Annotated in this window: 20 protein-coding genes; 16 read left to right on the top strand and 4 right to left on the bottom strand. The window is 60.6% G+C overall.

Going from position 1 to position 19,216, the window contains the following annotated elements:
* Positions 1 to 11 precede the first annotated feature (11 nt).
* Both AC1Q8Q_RS17470 and AC1Q8Q_RS17475 read right to left on the bottom strand, forming a co-directional pair.
* Positions 12 to 1,730, bottom strand: coding sequence for a C13 family peptidase (locus tag AC1Q8Q_RS17470; RefSeq protein WP_033045413.1), 1,719 nt, complete (start codon positions 1,728 to 1,730; stop codon positions 12 to 14).
* A gap of 112 nt (positions 1,731 to 1,842) precedes the next feature.
* Positions 1,843 to 2,298, bottom strand: a complete 456-nt coding sequence (locus tag AC1Q8Q_RS17475; RefSeq protein WP_020798767.1) for a MaoC family dehydratase — start codon at positions 2,296 to 2,298, stop codon at positions 1,843 to 1,845.
* Positions 2,299 to 2,492: 194 nt separating this feature from the next.
* Here AC1Q8Q_RS17475 and AC1Q8Q_RS17480 point away from each other — a divergent pair, with 194 nt between their 5' ends.
* The 3 genes from AC1Q8Q_RS17480 to AC1Q8Q_RS17490 are packed head-to-tail and all read left to right on the top strand — an operon-like array spanning position 2,493 to position 4,170.
* Complete coding sequence (locus tag AC1Q8Q_RS17480; RefSeq protein ID WP_033045411.1) at positions 2,493 to 2,855, top strand: CidA/LrgA family protein; 363 nt, start codon at positions 2,493 to 2,495, stop codon at positions 2,853 to 2,855.
* Positions 2,852 to 3,568, top strand: a complete 717-nt coding sequence (locus AC1Q8Q_RS17485) for an LrgB family protein (RefSeq protein WP_008065952.1) — start codon at positions 2,852 to 2,854, stop codon at positions 3,566 to 3,568. The genes AC1Q8Q_RS17480 and AC1Q8Q_RS17485 overlap by 4 nt, the downstream gene beginning before the upstream one ends.
* 11 nt (positions 3,569 to 3,579) lie before the next feature.
* The gene (locus tag AC1Q8Q_RS17490; protein ID WP_020798765.1) at positions 3,580 to 4,170 is read left to right on the top strand and encodes an LON peptidase substrate-binding domain-containing protein; all 591 of its coding nucleotides are present in this window, start codon (positions 3,580 to 3,582) and stop codon (positions 4,168 to 4,170) included.
* A gap of 93 nt (positions 4,171 to 4,263) precedes the next feature.
* Here the strand turns inward: AC1Q8Q_RS17490 and AC1Q8Q_RS17495 are convergent, their stop codons facing one another.
* Entirely contained in the window at positions 4,264 to 5,580 is a 1,317-nt protein-coding gene (locus AC1Q8Q_RS17495) for a bifunctional DedA family/phosphatase PAP2 family protein (protein ID WP_168758993.1), read from the bottom strand.
* Between the two features lie 158 nt (positions 5,581 to 5,738).
* Positions 5,739 to 6,437: a DNA-3-methyladenine glycosylase gene (locus AC1Q8Q_RS17500; protein WP_492615286.1), complete on the bottom strand. Its 699-nt coding sequence runs from the start codon at positions 6,435 to 6,437 to the stop codon at positions 5,739 to 5,741.
* 189 nt (positions 6,438 to 6,626) lie between these two features.
* Here AC1Q8Q_RS17500 and AC1Q8Q_RS17505 point away from each other — a divergent pair, with 189 nt between their 5' ends.
* From AC1Q8Q_RS17505 to AC1Q8Q_RS17565, 13 genes are all read left to right on the top strand, one after another.
* Positions 6,627 to 7,898: a glutamate-5-semialdehyde dehydrogenase gene (locus AC1Q8Q_RS17505; protein ID WP_020798762.1), complete on the top strand. Its 1,272-nt coding sequence runs from the start codon at positions 6,627 to 6,629 to the stop codon at positions 7,896 to 7,898.
* A complete protein-coding gene (gene nadD, locus AC1Q8Q_RS17510) occupies positions 7,867 to 8,589 on the top strand; it encodes a nicotinate-nucleotide adenylyltransferase (RefSeq protein WP_033044782.1) in 723 nt (240 codons plus the stop codon). The genes AC1Q8Q_RS17505 and nadD overlap by 32 nt, the downstream gene beginning before the upstream one ends.
* 73 nt (positions 8,590 to 8,662) lie before the next feature.
* On the top strand, positions 8,663 to 9,157 hold the full coding sequence (rsfS, locus tag AC1Q8Q_RS17515; RefSeq protein ID WP_020798760.1) for a ribosome silencing factor: 495 nt from the start codon (positions 8,663 to 8,665) through the stop codon (positions 9,155 to 9,157).
* Between the two features lie 9 nt (positions 9,158 to 9,166).
* A complete protein-coding gene (gene rlmH, locus AC1Q8Q_RS17520) occupies positions 9,167 to 9,634 on the top strand; it encodes a 23S rRNA (pseudouridine(1915)-N(3))-methyltransferase RlmH (RefSeq protein WP_007937439.1) in 468 nt (155 codons plus the stop codon).
* Between the two features lie 10 nt (positions 9,635 to 9,644).
* Positions 9,645 to 11,540 carry a penicillin-binding protein 2 gene (gene mrdA, locus AC1Q8Q_RS17525; protein ID WP_020798759.1) on the top strand — a complete coding sequence of 632 codons (1,896 nt, stop codon included), beginning with the start codon at positions 9,645 to 9,647 and terminating at the stop codon, positions 11,538 to 11,540.
* A gap of 31 nt (positions 11,541 to 11,571) precedes the next feature.
* The gene (gene rodA, locus AC1Q8Q_RS17530; protein WP_050511646.1) at positions 11,572 to 12,675 is read left to right on the top strand and encodes a rod shape-determining protein RodA; all 1,104 of its coding nucleotides are present in this window, start codon (positions 11,572 to 11,574) and stop codon (positions 12,673 to 12,675) included.
* A 17-nt stretch (positions 12,676 to 12,692) separates the two neighbouring features.
* A complete protein-coding gene (mltB, locus tag AC1Q8Q_RS17535) occupies positions 12,693 to 13,703 on the top strand; it encodes a lytic murein transglycosylase B (RefSeq protein WP_033044784.1) in 1,011 nt (336 codons plus the stop codon).
* The gene (locus AC1Q8Q_RS17540) at positions 13,703 to 14,713 is read left to right on the top strand and encodes a septal ring lytic transglycosylase RlpA family protein (RefSeq protein ID WP_033044785.1); all 1,011 of its coding nucleotides are present in this window, start codon (positions 13,703 to 13,705) and stop codon (positions 14,711 to 14,713) included. Before mltB ends, AC1Q8Q_RS17540 begins: the two co-directional genes overlap by 1 nt.
* A 183-nt stretch (positions 14,714 to 14,896) precedes the next feature.
* Complete coding sequence (locus AC1Q8Q_RS17545; RefSeq protein WP_020798755.1) at positions 14,897 to 16,054, top strand: D-alanyl-D-alanine carboxypeptidase family protein; 1,158 nt, start codon at positions 14,897 to 14,899, stop codon at positions 16,052 to 16,054.
* Between the two features lie 83 nt (positions 16,055 to 16,137).
* Entirely contained in the window at positions 16,138 to 16,413 is a 276-nt protein-coding gene (locus AC1Q8Q_RS17550) for a DUF493 domain-containing protein (RefSeq protein WP_020798754.1), read from the top strand.
* Positions 16,413 to 17,060 (top strand): lipoyl(octanoyl) transferase LipB, encoded by a 648-nt coding sequence (gene lipB / locus AC1Q8Q_RS17555; RefSeq protein WP_020798753.1) that lies wholly within the window; start codon positions 16,413 to 16,415, stop codon positions 17,058 to 17,060. The genes AC1Q8Q_RS17550 and lipB overlap by 1 nt, the downstream gene beginning before the upstream one ends.
* 25 nt (positions 17,061 to 17,085) lie before the next feature.
* Complete coding sequence (gene lipA / locus AC1Q8Q_RS17560; protein ID WP_162276382.1) at positions 17,086 to 18,084, top strand: lipoyl synthase; 999 nt, start codon at positions 17,086 to 17,088, stop codon at positions 18,082 to 18,084.
* 170 nt (positions 18,085 to 18,254) lie between these two features.
* Positions 18,255 to 19,202, top strand: coding sequence for a S66 peptidase family protein (locus AC1Q8Q_RS17565; protein ID WP_020798751.1), 948 nt, complete (start codon positions 18,255 to 18,257; stop codon positions 19,200 to 19,202).
* The last annotated feature ends 14 nt before the right edge of the window (positions 19,203 to 19,216 follow it).

Genomic DNA, 19,216 nt, shown 5'->3' on the forward strand with positions numbered 1-19,216 from the left:
TACTGTTCAGCTTAGTTGTTCTTTGCATCCTTGTTGTCAATGGAAACACTTTGCAGGGCTTTTCTTGCCTGCTGCTTGCGTAACAGTTGCCAGTGCGAGAGCACGGTTCTAGGCGCCCAGATCTGCGGTTCGGAGGCTTCGAAATTGTCTGTCAGCTCGCGCTCGGCGACGGTGGCCTTGGCCAGTTTGAAGGCTTGTTCCAAGTCATCGGTCTGGTTCAGTGCCCGGGCAAACAGGGCATCGCCGAAGTAGGTGAAGTTGGCTTCTTCGGAACAACCGAAAGACACGCGGTCAGCGCGCGAGGCGGTCATGATCAGGGTGCGTTCGTCTTTCAGGGCGGGGATGAAACCGCCGGAGTAGCAGGACGAAATCACGATGATCTTGTCGCGGTTTTTCAGTGGGGCGAGGACGGCGGCAAGCTCGTCGGCCGGCAGATCGGCCAGTTCCATGCGCGGCTGGTCGAGCACCAGTTCGTGCTCGCTGGTGCCGTGACTGGTCAGGTAGATGAAAATCAGGTCTTCCGGGCCAGTGCGTTCGGCCAGCGTCACGGCGGAGCGCCTCAGGTTCTCGCGGGTGGCCATCGGCCGGTCGCCGAGGTGGTCGCGATGGTTCACCAGGCGGATTTGGCCATAGGCACCGAAACGGCTGGTGAGCATGTTCGCGACATAGTCGGATTCACGCAGGAAAACACTCTGCTTGCCATCGCCGCCAAGGGTCAGGGTGTACAGCTCCACCGCCGGGGTTGAGGCTGGGACGTTGGTAAACGCTTCTTCGAGCAAGCGTCCCTGGGCCAGCAAACCCAGCTCGAGGGTGTCTGGCAGTAATTTGCCTTCGGCGTCGCGCACCCGCTGGCCGTTGATCCAGGTGCCACTGAGCACGGCGCCGTCGGTGAGGACCAGGGTGCCGCGTCCGGAATAAGTGTCGTTGTCGAATTGGCCGGTGTAGAAACTACCGTCGGCCAGGTTCAAGCGACCTTGGCCGCTGAAGCGCCAGTCATTGAAGTGGCCGATGTAGTGGCTGCCGTCGGCGCCGATCAATTCGCCCTTGCCGTTTAGCGAGCCTTCCTTGAATTGACCCAGCCATACGTCGCCATCGGCATTTTCATAACGGCCCTTGCCGTGCAATTGGTTGTTTTTGAACGCGCCGACATAGATGTCACCTTCCGCACTGTTGAAGGTTCCGTTACCTTCCAGCTGACCGTCGACGAAGTGTCCGGTGAATTGATTGCCGCTGCCGTCGCTGCGCTGGCCCTCGCCGTTGGGCTTGCCGTGGGCGAATTGGCCCTGATAGGCACTGCCATCTTCGAGTTCCAGGCGACCGAGCCCTGAAAATTGATCGGCCTTGAATTCGCCGCGGTAGATCATGCCGTTTTCTTTGAGGGTGCCTTCGCCGTCGCGACGGCCAAGCTTGAAACCGCCGTTGTAGCTGCCGGCGTTGGTGGTCAGGGTTCCCTGGCCGTCAAACAGGCCTTGCTTGAACTGGCCGCGATAAGCCTCGCCATTACTGCCATGCCACTCACCCTGGCCATGCCATTGTCCCTGGTCGAACTCGCCGGCGTACCAGCTGCCGTTCGGGTAATCGATACGGCCCTGGCCCTGCAGCAATCCGTTTACCAGGTCTCCGCGATAGCGTCCGCCGTCCGGCAGGCGGGCGTCCGCGGGCAATAGCGATTCGCCGTCGCCGCAAGCGGTGAGCATCAGGGTCAAGGCGAGGAGTGCAAGTGGGCGCATAGCGGGTTCCGGGCAATTAGGCGACCGAGTATGCCGCAGCCATGTGTCCATATACAGCCGGTAGAAAAGCATCTGGTGCGAAACAGCGTGTGCTGCTTCGCACCGGCAGGGCTTACACGAAGCAGAGTGACAGGGATTCGGCGACGTACGCCGGTTTCTCCATGCCTTCGATTTCCAGTGTGGCGATGGCCTTGAGCAGCAATTGGCCGGGTTTTTTCTCGGTGACCTCGGACAGTTCGACCTTGAGGCGCACCTTCGAGTCGACCTTGACCGGCTGAATGAAACGCACGCTATCCAGGCCGTAGTTGACCACCATCTTCAAGCCTTCGGGCATGACGAGGATGTCTTCCATCAATTTTGGAATCAGCGACAGCGAAAGGAAACCATGGGCGATGGTGCTGCCAAACGGCGTTTGCGCGGCTTTGGCCGGGTCGACATGGATGAACTGGAAGTCCCCTGTGGCTTCGGCGAACAGGTTGATGCGTTCCTGATCGATGGTGAGCCATTCGGAACATCCGAGTTCCTTGCCGACATAATCTTTGAGCTCTGCAGCAGGTACAAAGGGCATTGAGACTCTCCTTGGGTTCATCGGTTTTATAGTTTTTAGGTGGGGGGATTTGACCTCCCGGATTACCACTTTAGATCACCATGGCAAAACGCTGCGGTCAACTGACCATGCTTATGGCGAATGCCGATCCATAGCGCAAGCGTGCTTATAATGCGTCGGCCAATGCGGGTGACGGATTTTGCGGGGGATCTTTGATGTTGTTACGTGGCCTGACCTGGCTGGTGCTGTTCCAATTGCTCGGCACCGCGACCAACCATTTGTTTTTACCCTTCCTGCCGGGGCCGATTATCGGTCTGCTGCTGTTACTGATATTTCTCATCGGTCGTGGCCAGGTCGGCGAGCCGTTGAACCTTGCAGCCAGCAGCCTGCTGCGCTACCTGCCGTTACTGCTGGTGCCACCGGCGGTGGGGGTGATGGTGTACGCCGCGGACATCGCCGCCGATTTCTGGGCGATTGTCGGCGCGCTGGTGTTGTCATTGTTGCTGTCGATGGCGTTCGCCGGAGTCCTCATGCAGCGCATGGTCAAGCGCCATGTTCATCCTGAGGACGGCCAATGATCCTTGACTGGCACGGCGCCTGGACGTCAGTGATTCATCATCCGTTGTTTGGTATCGGCATCACGCTCGGTGCCTATCAGCTGGTACTGGCAGCGTTCGAGAAAACCCGCTGGATCTTTTTGCAGCCCGTGCTGGTCTCCATGTTGCTGGTGATCGGTGTGCTGGTGGGCTGCGGCCTGACCTACGCCGAGTACCGCAAGAGCACTGAGATCCTGAGTATTCTGCTCGGCCCCGCGACGGTCGCGCTGGCGGTGCCGCTTTACCTCAATCTGCGGCGGATTCGACAGTTGTTCTGGCCGATATTTACTACGCTGGTGATAGGTGGTGTGGTCGCCACATGCATGGGGGTGCTGTTGGGCTGGTGGTTCGGGGCCGAACACATGATCCTGATGACCATGGCGCCGAAATCGGTAACATCGCCTATCGCCATGCTGGTGGCCGAGCAGATTGGTGGTGTCGCCGCGCTGGCGGCGGTGTTCGTTTTGATCACCGGAGTGATCGGGGCTATCTTCGGTCCGAGTCTGTTGACCCGGCTCGGTGTCCACAGTCCAGAGGCTCGCGGCATGGCACTGGGCATGACCGCCCACGCGGTGGGCACTGCGGTAGCGATGCAGGAAAGTGACGAATGCGGCGCCTTCGCGGCGCTGGCGATGAGTTTGATGGGCGTGGCCACGGCGGTATTCCTGCCGTTGGCGGTGTCGATGGTGGTGTAAGGAATATGTCTATGAGTCTGCCGCTTTTTCCGCTGAACACGGTGTTGTTTCCTGGTTGCATCCTCGACCTGCAGATCTTCGAGGCGCGTTACCTGGACATGATCGGTCGCTGCATGAAACAGGGCGGCGGCTTTGGCGTGGTGTGCATCCTTGAGGGAAGTGAAGTCGGTATCGCGCCGCAGGGCTTTGCCATGGTCGGTTGTGAAGCGCGTATCACCGATTTTCAGCAGCAGGACAACGGCCTGCTGGGTATTCGGGTCGAGGGCGGGCGACGGTTCAAAGTGTTGTCTACCGAAGTCCAGCGCGACCAACTGATTCTGGCCGAGGTCGAATGGCTGGAAGACGAGCCCGAGCAACCCCTGCAGGACGAAGATGCCGACCTGGTGGCCTTGCTCAAGGCCCTGGCCGAACACCCGATGGTCGAAGCGCTGAACATGGGTACCGAAGCGGCGGGCCAGCAATCACTGGCCAACCAGTTGGCGTACCTGTTGCCCTTCGCCGAAGAGGACAAGATCGATCTGTTGCAACTCGATGATCCGCAGCAGCGGCTGGATGCGATTCAGGCGTTGCTGGATGAGTTGCAGGGCGAGTTGTTCGCCTGACGCGGCCAAAAAATCGCAGCCTGCGGCAGCTCCTACATGAATTTGGTATGCATTCTGTAGGAGCTGCCGCAGGCTGCGATCTTTTGCTTTTGGCTAATACGCGTACCGCAACATCGTATGTGGCAAATGCCTCAATATGAAGAACCCGAACAATGCCACCAGTGACGGCAGCACCAGCCACCAGACTTTTGGCGGCATGGCGTTCAGCGAGGTCTGGCGCTGGCTGAGCCACAGGCTCGCGGCGCAGACGCACGATGCCAGCATCGCTCCTGCCAGCACATCTGTCGGCCAGTGTGCGCCGAGGTAAACCCGCGACAGGGAAATTGCCAGCGCCGGCAGGCACGCCACCAACAGCCAGGTCAGGCGCATGCGCGGGGGTTGTCCGCGGCCGGCCAGTACGGCGAGGGTCAGGAACAGCGCGAATGACCCGGAGGCGTGGCCGCTGGGCATGCTGTAGCTGGTCAGCGGGTCGCTCAATACTTCGGGGCGCAGGCGGGCAAAGAAGTGTTTGGTCAGGGTGTTGCCCAGGGCGGTGCAAAGCAGGGTGGTGGTGGCGAAGATCAGCTGGCGCCATTGCCGTGTAACCAGCAGCAGCACCACCAGCAAGGCGCTGAAGATCAGCATGTTGCGGAATTCGCCGATGAGGGTGAAGACCACCGCCACTTCATCGAGCATCGGGCTGCGGTGTTCCTGCACCAGGGTCATCACGCCTTGGTCGAGGGCATTCAGATGCGGATAGCCGATAAACAGGCCCGCCAGAATCAGCAAGCTCATGCCGGCAATGAACACCGTGGCCTTGCGATGGCGGCGCAGGCTGCTGGTGGCGCTAAGCCCGATCATGAGTGTAATGCTGCCGGCGACGATGCCGGCTTCAGGCCAGAAGCCTTCGGGCAGTGGCAGGCGAATCGCCGCGCCCGTGGCCCATCCCGGTAGCAGGTACGCCACCGACCAGCCCGCACCGGCTAGCAGGCTGACCGCAAAGAACCGTGGGAACGGCATGTCGAACATCCCGGCGACCATCGGCAACATGGGGCGCAAGGGGCCGATGAAGCGTCCGACCAGCAGGCTGGCGATGCCATAGCGCTGGAAATACGCCTCGGCCCCGGCGATCCATTCCGGGTGATGACGCAAGCCGGGCAGGCGCCGGATGTTCTGATGGAAGTGTCGGCCGAGGAAATACGAGACCACGTCGCCCAGCACGCCGGCGAGAAACCCCAGCAGCAGCGTTTCACTCAGCGACAGCGCGCCGCTGCCGGCCAGTACCGCCACGGCGAACAGCAATACCGTGCCCGGCACGATCAGGCCGGCAATCGCCAGGCATTCAACAAAGGCCACGATGAATACCGCTGCCGCCAACCATTGCGGGTTGACCGTCAACCAACCGGTCACGCTATCGAGCCATGGGCCCATAAAAACAACTCCATTGAATGTTCAAGTGATTCCAAGGCCACCGTAGACCCCATGTGGGAGCGGGCTTGCTCGCGAAAGCGGAGTATCAGACGACATTTACGTTGACTGGAAGACCGCCTTCGCGAGCAAGCCCGCTCCCACATTAGATGTGCGTTGAATCAGGACAGCACAAAATAGTCGCGACCTTCGACCTGGCCCCGCCGCAGCGGGTTCCGCGTGCAATAGGCGGCATAGGCCGCGTCAACGAAGCGGTACATCAGGTGGTCGTCGCGCCCATGGGGAATGCCCAGGCGCGTGGCCTGGATAACATGGGCGGGCGTCTGGCCGACGTCTTCCACCAGCAGCACCTCATGGTCGAAGCGCTTGGCGTCCCAGACCGGCACTTTCAGGCCCAGGGCCTTGCACAGCAGCGTTTGCCCCGCGCAAAGCTTTTGCGACGGGCGAGGGCGGCCCTGGGCGTCGGGGTTGTTCAGCAGCATCTGCGCCAGGCTCGAAGGTCCGCTCAGTTCATCGACCCAAGGGTAGGCGGACTTGATCAGCACTGCGTTACCCGGGCCCTGGGCGCTGAAGTTCAGCGAGTCACCTCCGCGGGCGTAATACATATAGATGTGCCCGCCATCCAGAAATAAAGCCTTACGCTTTTCCGTATAGCCGAGGGAGGCGTGGCTGCCTTTTTCTGCGCAATAGTAGGCTTCTGTCTCGATGATCCGCGCGCTGAGCCACAGATCACCGACCCGATGACGAATGACTTTGCCCAGCAAGTCGCGGGCGAGAATTTGCGCGTCGCGGTCGAAAAACGCGTCTGGGAGGCCCTTGGGCAGGCTCGCGGAGGACACATGAACAGGCAAGTTGGACATGGTGGGCAGCGTTTATCAAGGCTGAGTGAGTCGTGATGATAACAATTTGCTGCTTAATCCCAGCTGAACGTCGGCAAATTGCCCTCGATTTCGACCATCCGCCCGTCACCGCTGTTAGTCGGCGGACGCGACAGTTATAATCTGCCGCTTTACTCTTTACCAAGACCTAATCAAAGACCACTCCAGACCATGACTGAGTCCGTTCTTGACTACATGACCCGTTTGGGTCGCGCCGCCCGCGAGGCTTCCCGCGTCATCGGCCGTGCCAGTACCGCGCAGAAGAACCGCGCGTTGCAGGCCGCTGCCAATGCGCTGGATGCTGCCCGCGGCGAATTGACCGCTGCCAATGAGCTGGACTTGGCGGCTGGCCGCGCCAATGGTCTGGAACCGGCCCTGCTCGAGCGCCTGGCGCTGACCCCGGCGCGAATCGACGGCATGATCGTGGGTCTGCGACAGGTCGCGGCGCTGCCCGACCCGGTCGGTGCGATCCGCGATATGAGCTATCGTCCGTCGGGTATCCAGGTGGGCAAGATGCGCGTGCCGCTGGGCGTGATCGGGATCATCTACGAATCGCGACCGAACGTTACCATCGATGCCGCCAGCCTGTGCCTGAAGTCCGGCAACGCGACCATCCTGCGCGGCGGCTCCGAAGCCATTCATTCCAATCGTGCCATCGCCGCCTGCATCCAGCGCGGCCTGGCCGAGGCCGATCTGCCGGCCGCCGTGGTGCAAGTGGTCGAAACCACCGATCGCGCTGCCGTCGGCGCGCTGATCAGCATGCCTGAGTTCGTCGACGTCATCGTGCCCCGTGGTGGCCGTGGCCTGATCGAGCGCGTCAGTCGTGACGCTCGAGTGCCGGTGATCAAGCATCTGGACGGTATCTGCCACGTCTACGTGGGCGAGCACGCCGATCTGGCGAAGGCCCAGCGCATCGCATTCAACGCCAAAACCTACCGTTATGGCATCTGTGGTGCTATGGAAACGCTGCTGGTCGATCAAACCGTTGCGAAAGATTTTTTGCCGGCGATGGCTGCCCAGTTCCGCGAAAAAGGCGTCGAACTGCGCGGCTGCGAACGCTCCCGGGCAATCATCGATGCCCTGCCGGCCACGCAAGAGGACTGGAGCACCGAGTATCTGGCGCCTATCCTGTCGATCCGCGTGGTCGATGGGCTTGACCAGGCCATCGAGCACATTAACCATTACGGATCCCATCACACCGATTCGATTGTCAGCGAACACCAGGGCGACACCCGGCGTTTCGTGGCTGAAGTCGATTCTTCGTCGGTGATGATCAACACCCCGACCTGCTTCGCCGATGGCTTTGAATACGGATTGGGTGCCGAGATCGGCATTTCTACTGATAAGCTGCACGCCCGCGGCCCGGTCGGTCTCGAAGGTTTGACCTGCGAGAAGTACGTGGTAGTGGGTGATGGCCAGTTGCGCGGACAGGAGCCGGCCTGACTTGGGCGACTTCGACCCGTCAGCCCCGGTAACCGCCAGCGCGCCTCGACCCAGACGCATCGGTGTACTGGGCGGGACCTTCGACCCGGTGCACATCGGCCATTTGCGTGGTGCGCTGGAAGTCGCCGAAACCCTGGCGCTCGATGAACTGCGCCTGACGCCAAATGCGCGGCCGCCCCACCGGGGTACGCCGCAGGTATCGGCCAAGGACCGGCTGGCGATGGTCAAGTGCGCGGTAGCCGGAGTGGCACCGTTGGTGGTAGACGCCCGCGAATTGCAGCGGGACAAGCCGTCCTACACCATTGATACCCTGGAGTCGATGCGCGCCGAAATGCCCGCCGAGACCCAGGTTTTTCTGCTTTTGGGTTGGGACGCATTTTGCGGCCTGCCCACTTGGCACCGCTGGGAAGAGTTGCTCCAGCATTGCCATATCCTGGTGTTGCAACGCCCGGATGCCGACAGCGAACCGCCGGATGCCTTGCGCAACCTGCTGGCAGCGCGCTCGGTGAGCGACCCGCTGGCCCTCAAAGGGTCGAGCGGACAGATTGCATTCGTCTGGCAGACGCCGCTCGCGGTATCCGCCACCCAGATCCGTCAACTGCTGGCCAGCGGTAAGTCGGTACGTTTCCTGGTGCCCGACGCGGTCCTGGCCTACATCGATGCGCACGGGCTTTACCGTGCGTCGAACTGAATAGGAGTGCCTCAAGGCACGTGGCAACAACGTGTATTGAAGCGCCCGAACATACGAGCAAAACGAGTTTTATATGACGAACAACGACGTAAACAAAGTTAAGCGTAAAGGCACGTTCAAGAGCGCCCCGCTGCCTGAGAAGGTCCTGGCAGCCGAGCCGCCAAAAGGCGACGAGCTGGTCAAGATCGCCGTCGCTGCCCTGGAAGACGTCAAGGCCCAGGACGTGCTGGTCATCGACGTTCGCGACAAGCAGAGCATCACCGACTACATGATCATCGCCACCGGTACCTCCAACCGCCAGATCGGCGCGATGCTGGACAAGGTCCGCGAAGCGGTCAAGGCCCTGGGCATCAAGCCACTGGGTGAAGAAGGCAAGGGTGACAGCGACTGGGTCCTGTTGGACATGGACGACGTGATCGTCCACATGATGACCTCCAATGCCCGCCAGTTCTACGACCTGGAGCGCTTGTGGAAAGGTGCCGAGCAGAGCCGTGCCGCCGATGGCAAACACCATAGCCCTGAAGTTGGTCACGAGCATTTCACCAAGCTCAACAAAGACCAGGAATAAGGAACGGCTGTGCGACTGCGACTGATCGCCGTCGGTTCACGCATGCCCAAATGGGTGGAAGAAGGCTGGCATGAATATGCCAAGCGTCTTCCGTCCGAGCTGGCGCTGGAACTGGTGGAAATACCGCTCAATACCCGTGGCAAGAACGCCGACGTGGCACGCTTCATCCGTCAGGAAGGCGAAGCCATGCTGGCCAAGGTCGGGCCCAATGAGCGCGTTGTCACCCTCGAAGTCCACGGCAAGCCCTGGAGCACCGAGCAGCTGGCGGTCGAGCTCGATCGCTGGCGGCTGGATTCGCGCACGGTAAATTTCATGGTCGGCGGTCCTGAGGGGTTGGCGCCGGAAGTCTGCGCCCGTGCCGATCAGCGCTGGTCGCTATCACCGCTGACGTTGCCGCACCCGCTGGTGCGAATCCTGATCGGCGAGCAGCTGTATCGTGCCTGGACAGTGTTGTCCGGTCACCCTTACCACAAGTAGTTCTGCCCTCATGTCCCAACCGATCCGCATCAAGGACCACGAAAAAGACGCCCGTCTGGTGCGTGGCCGCGTCGTGTTCGGGGCTATTGCGGTGGTGCTGCTGATTGGTGTGCTGATTGCGCGCCTGTATTTCCTGCAGGTCATCCAGTACGAATACCACTCGACCCTGTCGGAAAACAACCGCGTCCATGTGCAGCCGATTCCGCCGACTCGCGGGTTGATTTTCGACCGCAACGGCGTAGTGATTGCCGACAACCGACCCAGCTTCAGCCTGAGCATGACCCGCGAGCGCTCCGGCGACTGGCAGCAAGTGCTCGATGTAATCGTGGAGGTGCTGGAGCTGACGCCCGAGGACCGGGTGATTTTCGAGAAGCGCATGCGCCAGGGGCGACGGCCGTTCGAGCCGGTGCCGATCCTGTTTGAATTGACCGAAGAACAGATCGCCCGCATTGCCGTGAACCAGTTCCGCCTGCCCGGGGTGGAAGTGGTCGCGCAGCTGGTCCGTCACTATCCGCAGGGGGCGCACTTTGCGCACTCGGTGGGGTACATGGGACGGATCAACGAGAAAGAGTTGAAGTCGCTCGATCCGGTCAATTACAGCGGCACTCACCACATCGGTAAAACCGGCATCGAGCGTTTCTACGAGCCGCAATTGCATGGCCAGGTGGGTTACGAGGAAGTCGAGACCAACGCTCGCGGTCGTGTGTTGCGAGTGCTCAAGCGCACCGAACCGATTTCCGGCAAGGACATCGTCCTGAGCCTGGACATCAAGCTGCAGGAAGCCGCCGAAGCTGCACTCGGTGGTCGTCGTGGCGCGGTGGTGGCACTGGATCCGAAAACCGGCGAAGTGCTGGCGATGGTCAGCCAGCCGAGTTTCGACCCGAACCTGTTCGTCACCGGCATCAGTTTCAAGGCCTATTCCGAGCTGCGCGACTCCATCGACCGACCACTGTTCAACCGTGTCCTGCGTGGCCTGTACCCGCCGGGCTCGACCATCAAGCCGGCCGTTGCGATCGCGGGGCTGGATGCGGGTGTGGTGACTGCTTCATCGCGGGTGTTCGACCCGGGTTACTACATGCTGCCCAACTACGACCACAAATACCGCAACTGGAACCGTACCGGCGACGGCTTCGTCGACCTCGATACGGCAATTATGCGTTCCAACGATACGTACTTCTATGACCTGGCCCACAAGCTGGGGATCGATCGGTTGTCGGCGTACATGACCAAGTTCGGCATTGGCCAGAAAGTCTCCCTGGACATGTTCGAAGAATCGCCAGGGCTGATGCCGACCCGCGAATGGAAGCGTGCGACCCGCCGACAAGCGTGGTTCCCGGGTGAAACGTTGATTCTGGGGATCGGGCAGGGCTACATGCAGTCGACGCCATTGCAGTTGGCCCAGGCCACGGCACTGGTGGCCAACAAAGGCGTATGGAACCGTCCGCACCTGGCCAAGACCATCGAAGGCGAGAAGCCGGTGGATGAGAACCCGATGCCGGACATCATCCTGCGTGACCCGGCGGACTGGACGCGGGTCAACCATGGCATGCAACAGGTCATGCACGGTGCCCGAGGCACCGCGCGCAAGGCCTCGATCGGCGCGCAATACCGGATTGCCGGCAAGAGTGGTACGGCCCAGGTGGTGGCGATCAAGCAGGGCGAGAAGTACGACCGATCCAAGGTCCAGGAACGTCATCGCGACCACGCCCTGTTCGTTGGCTTCGCGCCGGCCGACGATCCGAAGATCGTGGTCTCGGTGATGGTCGAGAACGGTGAGTCCGGCTCCGGCGTGGCCGCGCCGGTGGTGCGTCAAATCATGGACGCCTGGTTGCTGGACCAGAACGGTCATCTCAAGGCCGAATACGCCAGCCCTACTACCGCAGAGGCTACCGCCCGTGATGAATAATTTCGATCGCATGCTCTCCAGCGAGGATGTGATGCGCCGCCGTGCCACGCTGTTGCAGCGCCTGCACATCGATGGACCGTTGCTGATCCTGTTGCTGACCCTCGCCGCCGGCAGCCTGTTCGTGCTGTATTCGGCCAGTGGCAAAAGCTGGGACCTGCTGGCCAAGCAAGCCACTTCGTTCGGTATCGGCCTGGTGTCGATGATCGTCATCGCCCAGTTCGAGCCGCGATTCATGGCGCGGTGGGTGCCGCTGGGTTATGTGGTCGGGGTGATGTTGTTGCTGGTGGTGGACATCATGGGGCATAACGCCATGGGGGCCACACGCTGGATCAACATTCCAGGGGTGGTGCGCTTCCAGCCTTCGGAATTCATGAAGATCCTCATGCCGGCGACCATCGCCTGGTATCTGTCCAAGCGCACGCTGCCGCCGCAGCTCAAGCACGTGGGTGTCAGCCTGATGCTGATTGGCGTGCCGTTCATCCTGATCGTGCGCCAGCCCGATCTCGGCACGTCGCTGCTGATCCTGGCGGGCGGCGCTTTCGTTCTGTTCATGGGTGGCTTGCGCTGGCGCTGGATTCTCAGTGTGCTGGCCGCCGCCGTGCCCGTGGCGATCGCCATGTGGTTCTTCATCATGCATGACTACCAGAAGCAGCGAATCCTGACGTTCCTCGATCCCGAAAGTGATCCGCTGGGGACCGGCTGGAACATCATTCAGTCCAAGGCCGCGATCGGTTCCGGCGGCGTGTTCGGCAAGGGCTGGTTGCTGGGCACCCAGTCACACCTGGATTTCCTGCCGGAAAGCCACACCGACTTCATTATTGCGGTGCTGGGCGAAGAGTTCGGCCTGGTGGGCATTTGCGCGCTGTTGCTGATCTACCTGCTGTTGATCGGTCGCGGGCTGGTGATCACCGCCCAGGCGCAGACATTGTTCGGCAAATTGCTGGCAGGCGCCTTGACCATGACATTTTTTGTGTATGTTTTCGTCAACATCGGTATGGTCAGCGGCCTGTTGCCGGTGGTGGGGGTGCCGTTGCCGTTCATTAGCTACGGAGGAACTTCGCTGGTGACGCTGCTGTCAGCGTTTGGGGTTTTGATGTCGATCCATACCCATCGCAAGTGGATCGCGCAGGTTTGAATAAGGTGAAGAGTTCAATGCAAGTAATGCGTGGCTGGGCGACTCGATACGCGCCATGGGTCGGCCTGGTAAGCATCCTTGGTACTGCGCAGCAGGCGGTGGCAGGCGATTACGAAGGCTCGCCCCAAGTGGCCGAGTTCGTTGGTGAGATGACTCGCGACTATGGCTTCGCCGGTGAGCAATTGATGGGCGTGTTCCGCGAGGCGCAGCGCAAGCAATCGATCCTGGACGCCATTTCGAAACCCGCCGAGCGGGTCAAGCAATGGAACGAATACCGGCCGATGTTCATCACCGATGCGCGTATTGCCCGTGGCGTTGATTTCTGGCGTCAGCATGAGGCAGTGCTGGCCCGTGCCGAACAGGAATACGGCGTACCGGCGCAGGTGATTGTCTCGATTATCGGCGTTGAAACGTTTTTTGGCCGTAACACCGGAAATTTCCGGGTCATCGACGCGTTGTCGACCCTCGGTTTCGACTATCCTCCCCGTGCCGAATTTTTCCGCAAGGAATTGCGTGAATTCCTGTTGCTGGCCCGGGAAGAGCAGGTCGACCCGCTGACCCTCAAGGGTTCCTACGCCGGTGCCATGGGCCTGCCGCAGTTCATGCCCAGCAGCTTTCGCGCCTATGCGGTGGACTTCGACAGTGACGGCCACATCAATATCTGGAACAACCCGGACGATGCCATCGGCAGCGTTGCCAGTTATTTCAAGCGACACGGCTGGGTCGCCGGCGAACCGGTGGTCAGCCGCGCCGATGTGCGCGGCGAACAGGTGGACGAAGGTTTGACCACCGGTATCGAGCCGACTAAAACCGTTGGAGAGTTGCGGGCCCTGGGCTGGTCAAGTCATGATGCGCTGCGCGATGATATGCCGGTTACCGCCTTCCGCCTGGAAGGCGACAATGGCCCTGAATACTGGATGGGCCTGAAGAATTTCTACGCGATCACGCGTTATAACCGCAGCGTGATGTACGCCATGGCCGTACATCAACTGTCTGAAGAGCTGGTCCAAGCACGGGGCGTCAAGTAATGCGGGCATTGCCTATGAATAAACCCCTGAAGCTGATGGCATTTGCCGCGTTGGCTATGCTGGTTGCCAGTTGTTCCACCAGTCGTGCGCCAACGCAGAAGTCGTCCACCGCCGTACGCTCGGCGCCGGGGCTGGACATCAACCGTGCCCACAAGGATGGCGCGCCATGGTGGGACGTCGACGTTTCACGCATCCCGGACGCCACGCCAACCCTGCACACCGGCCCGTACAAGGCCGCCCCTTACTCGGTACTGGGCAAGACCTATTTTCCGTTGCAAGAGTCCAAGACGTACGTACAGTCGGGTACGGCGTCCTGGTACGGCACCAAGTTCCATGGCCAGAACACCGCAAACGGCGAAGTCTATGACCTGTACGGCATGAGCGCCGCACACAAGACCTTGCCGTTGCCGAGTTACGTCCGGGTGACCAACCTGGACAACAACAGGACTGTGATCCTGCGGGTCAATGACCGCGGCCCGTTCTATTCGGACCGGATCATCGACCTGTCGTACGCCGCCGCCAAGAAGCTCGGCTACGCCGAAACCGGCACCGCGCGGGTCAAGGTCGAAGGCATCGACCCGCAGCAATGGTGGGCTGCCAAGGGCCGTCCGGCGCCTTTAATGCTCAACGAACCGCAAGTCGCGCAGAATAACGCCCCGGTCATTACGGCTTCGGCCGGCACCATCGAGCAATGGACACCTCCGCCGCAGCAGCACGCCGCCGCAGTCGTCCCTGTTCAACTTGCCGATGCAAAAAAAAACGCTTCTGCACCAGCGTCTGGCCAGTATCTGCAGGTGGGCGCGTTCGCCAACCCGGACGCTGCCGAGTTGCTGAGGTCCAAGCTCAGCGGGATGGTGAAAACTCCGGTGTTCATCAGCTCGATCGTGCGCAATCAACAGACACTGCATCGAGTGCGCCTGGGGCCGATCGGTTCGCCGGGTGAAATCCAGCAAGTGCAGAACAGCGTGCGCCTGGCCAACCTGGGTTCGCCCAGCGTTGTGACGGAGTAATACGTAGAACTTGATTGACGGTTCATCTGCGGTTTTGGGGGGTGGACCAGGTTGTTGGCTCTATGAAGAACAAAAGCCCGGCAAGGGTTACAGAGTGAGCAGCTGAATACGCGATGACTCGTTAGAAAGTCATCTGATTAGTTTTGCCTTCGGGCAGTTTCCATTAGCGATTTCGAGAGACGGATGAACATCACCACCTTTGCCAAACGCCTGTGCCTTCTAGTCCCGCTGCTCCTCTCGCCTGCCGCATTCGCGGTCGAGATGATGCCGTCGCCACCGCAACTGGCCGCCAAGGCCTACGTGCTCATGGACGCCAGCAGCGGCAACGTGCTGGTCGAGAACAATGGTGACCAGCGTCTGCCGCCAGCCAGCCTGACCAAGCTGATGACCGCGTACATCGCGACCCTCGAAATCCGTCGTGGCCAGATCGGTGAAAACGATCCGGTGACCGTCAGCGAAAATGCCTGGCGTACCGGCGGTTCGCGGATGTTCATCAAGGTCGGCTCGCAAGTGACCGTCAGCGACCTGCTGCACGGCATCATCATCCAGTCGGGTAACGATGCCAGCGTTGCACTGGCCGAACACATCGCCGGCAGCGAAGACGCGTTTGCCGACATGATGAACAAGACTGTGGCCGACCTGGGCATGACCAACAGCCACTTCATGAACCCGACCGGCCTGCCGAACCCGGAACACTACTCGTCGGCTCACGACATGGCAGTGCTGGCCCGCGCGATCATTCACGAAGACCCGGCTCACTACGCGATCTACTCGCAGAAAGAGTTCTTCTGGAACGGCATCAAGCAACCGAACCGCAACCTGTTGCTGTGGCGCGACAAGACTGTCGATGGCCTGAAAACCGGCCACACCGACGAAGCCGGCTACTGCATGGTGTCTTCGGCCGTGCGTGACGGCATGCGCCTGATCGCCGTGGTGTTCGGCACCAACAGCGAAGTGGCTCGCGCCGCCGAGACCCAGAAACTGCTGACCTACGGTTTCCGTTTCTTCGAAACCCAGACCTTCTATCAGAAAGGTGCGGAGCTGGCCCAGGCGCCTGTCTGGAAGGGTTCCACCAATCAAGTCAAGGCCGGCCTGGCTGAAGACCTGACCATGACCCTGCCGAAAGGCCAGCTGAAAAAGCTCGCCGCCAGCATGACCATGAACCCGCAACTGGTTGCGCCAATCGCCAAGGGCGACGTGATCGGTAAAGTCGAAGTCAAGCTGGAAGACAAGGTGGTGCACAGCGCCGACCTGATCGCTCTGGATGGCGTCGAAGAGGGTGGTATCTTCCGTCGCATGTGGGATAGCATCCGTCTATTCTTCTACGGCTTGTTCAACTGATAGTGTGCTCCTGCAAGGTCTCGTGCTGATCCGGCGCGGGGCCTTGTCGTCGCCACGGCTTACGCTTACGAGGCCGTTACGCCATGACCGATACCGAAGTAAAGGCGCCTAAGATCGAATTCCCCAACGTTGATTACCCGGTTAAGGTGATCAGCGATACCGGTGTAGGCAACAAAGACAAGATCATTGCGATCGTCAAGAAGCATGCGACGATCAACCATGACCGTGTGGATGAACGCCAGAGCACCAACGGCAAATACACCACGATCCAGTTGCACATCGTTGCGACCGACCAGGACCAGCTGTACAACATCAACAGCGAACTGCGGGCCACCGGTTTCGTGCACATGGTGCTGTGATGTCCGGCACGCTGGGCTTTCGCGAACTTGGCCAGATGGCTTACGAGCCGGTCTGGCATGCCATGCAACGCTTTACCAACGAACGCGGCAGCGATGCCGCCGACGAGATCTGGTTGGTCGAGCACCCGCCAGTCTTCACCCAGGGCCAGGCCGGCAAGGCCGAGCACTTGCTGGTGCCGGGAGATATCCCGGTGGTGCAGGTTGATCGCGGTGGCCAGGTGACGTATCACGGCCCCGGGCAGTTGGTGGCCTACCTGTTGCTGGATGTGCGCAAGCTGGGGTTCGGCGTGCGTGACCTGGTGACTCGCATGGAGTCGTGCCTCATTGAGTTGCTCGCCAGCTACGGTGTGACGGCGGCGGCCAAGCCCGATGCACCGGGCGTGTACGTCAATGGCGCGAAAATCGCCTCCCTGGGTCTGCGGATCCGCCACGGTTGTTCCTTTCATGGGCTGGCCCTGAACGTGGACATGGACCTGGAACCGTTTCGACGGATTAATCCCTGCGGCTACGCCGGGCTGGCGATGACCCAGCTGAGCGATCACGCAGGATCGATTGAATTTGCCGAGGTAAGTGCCCGGCTGCGCGCGCAGCTCGTCAAACACCTCGACTATGCTGAGCAGACGACCCTCACGGGCGGAATCGACTGATATGACTACTGATGCAGTGCAAACCATGATCCCGACGCTCGATGTCACTGAGCGCCCGGCCCCGCGTCCCAAGGTTGAAGCCGGCGTCAAGCTGCGCGGCGCCGAGAAGGTTGCACGCATCCCGGTAAAGATCATTCCGACCACCGAGCTGCCGAAGAAGCCTGACTGGATTCGTGTGCGTATTCCGGTCTCGCCGGAAGTCGACCGTATCAAGGCGTTGCTGCGCAAACACAAGTTGCACAGTGTGTGCGAAGAAGCCTCCTGCCCGAACTTGGGCGAGTGCTTCTCCGGCGGAACCGCGACCTTCATGATCATGGGTGACATCTGCACCCGTCGTTGCCCGTTCTGTGACGTTGGCCACGGCCGTCCGAAGCCACTTGACGTCAACGAGCCGGAAAGCCTGGCCATCGCCATTGCCGACCTGAAACTGAAATATGTGGTAATCACCTCGGTAGACCGCGACGACCTGCGTGACGGCGGTGCCCAGCACTTTGCCGATTGCATCCGCGAGATCCGCAAGCTGTCGCCGAACGTGCAGCTCGAAACCCTGGTCCCGGACTACCGTGGCCGCATGGACATCGCCCTGGAAATCACCGCCGCCGAGCCACCGGATGTGTTCAACCACAACCTGGAGACCGTGCCGCGCCTGTACAAGGCCGCGCGCCCGGGTTCGGACTACCAGTGGTCGCTGACCCTGCTGCAACGCTTCAAGCAAATGATGCCGCACATCCCAACCAAATCCGGTTTGATGCTGGGTCTGGGTGAAACGGATGAAGAAGTCATCGAAGTCATGAAGCGCATGCGCGAGCACGACATCGACATGCTGACCCTGGGGCAATACCTGCAACCGTCGCGCAGCCACTTGCCGGTGCAGCGTTTCGTGCACCCGGACACCTTTGCCTGGTTCGCCGAGGAAGGTTACAAGATGGGCTTCAAGAACGTTGCTTCCGGCCCGCTGGTACGCTCTTCCTACCACGCCGACGAGCAGGCCAAGCTGGTCAAGGCCGAGTTGATGTCGTCCTGATTCGGTCATGAAAAACAGCCCGCAACGTTCTATCGGCCTTGCGGGCTTTTTTTGCCTGTCCCACAGCGACATCAGTCTTTTCCTGCGACTGCGCGATGCTTGATCCGCTTCTGTTTGTCTACGTTCCTGACTAATGTGTGTTTGATGTTTTCACGCAGGGAGATCCATGGATGAACGCAAGACCTGACCCGACGCTGCTTCCTCACACGCCTGTACCGGCTTTGCCGATGCAAGGCCTGATCGCTGTTATCGCGCCTGCAGGTCCGGCCGCGCTGGACACTAAAAAAGCCATCGCCTGGATGCGTGCTCGTGGGTATTCGCTGCGGATATTTCCCGGAGTGTTCGAAAAGGACGGCTATCTTGCCGGCAGCGACGAAGTGCGACTCAATGACCTGCACGCCGCGTTCACTGACCCTGAGGTCGATGCCATCATTTGCCTGCGCGGTGGCTACGGTACGCCGCGGTTGCTTGATCGCATCGATTTCCCGCTGCTACGCCAAAACGCCAAGCCATTCATCGGTTACAGCGATATTACCGCGCTGCACCTGGCAATCAGCCGTTATGCGGGTTTCGTAACCTTCCATGGCCCGCTGCTCAATGCCGATCTGCTGGGTGAGCGGCTACCACCGACCGAGTCCTCCTTCTTCAACATGCTCAGGGGCCAGTACAGGGCCGGCATGGTGCTTGCCCATCCGGTTGGCCGGCCCTTGACGACGATCGTGCCGGGTGTCGCCCATGGGCGCCTTCTGGGCGGCAACCTGTCGATGATTGCTGCAACCATGGGCACGCCTTACGAGATCGATGCAGCAGGTGTCATCCTGTTTATCGAAGACATCAACGAGCCGCTGTACCGCATCGACCGGCTGCTGACCCATCTACGCCTCGCGGGCGTGCTGCACAAGCTGCGTGGGGTTCTGGTAGGTGATATAGCGGGGGTAGAGGCCCAGGCCCTGGACCGATTGCTCAGGCAGACCCTGGAACCCTTGTGCATCCCGGTACTGGCCGGGTGGCGCAGCGGGCACTGCAATCCGAACCTGACTCTGCCGATGGGCGCTTTGGTGAAGCTGGATGCGGGGAGCCAGCAACTGTTTCTGGAGCAGAATGTCGTAAGGCGGTAGGTAGGAGCGAGCAT

The sequence above is a fragment of the Pseudomonas sp. GW823-FHT06B06 genome (assembly GCF_058795195.1).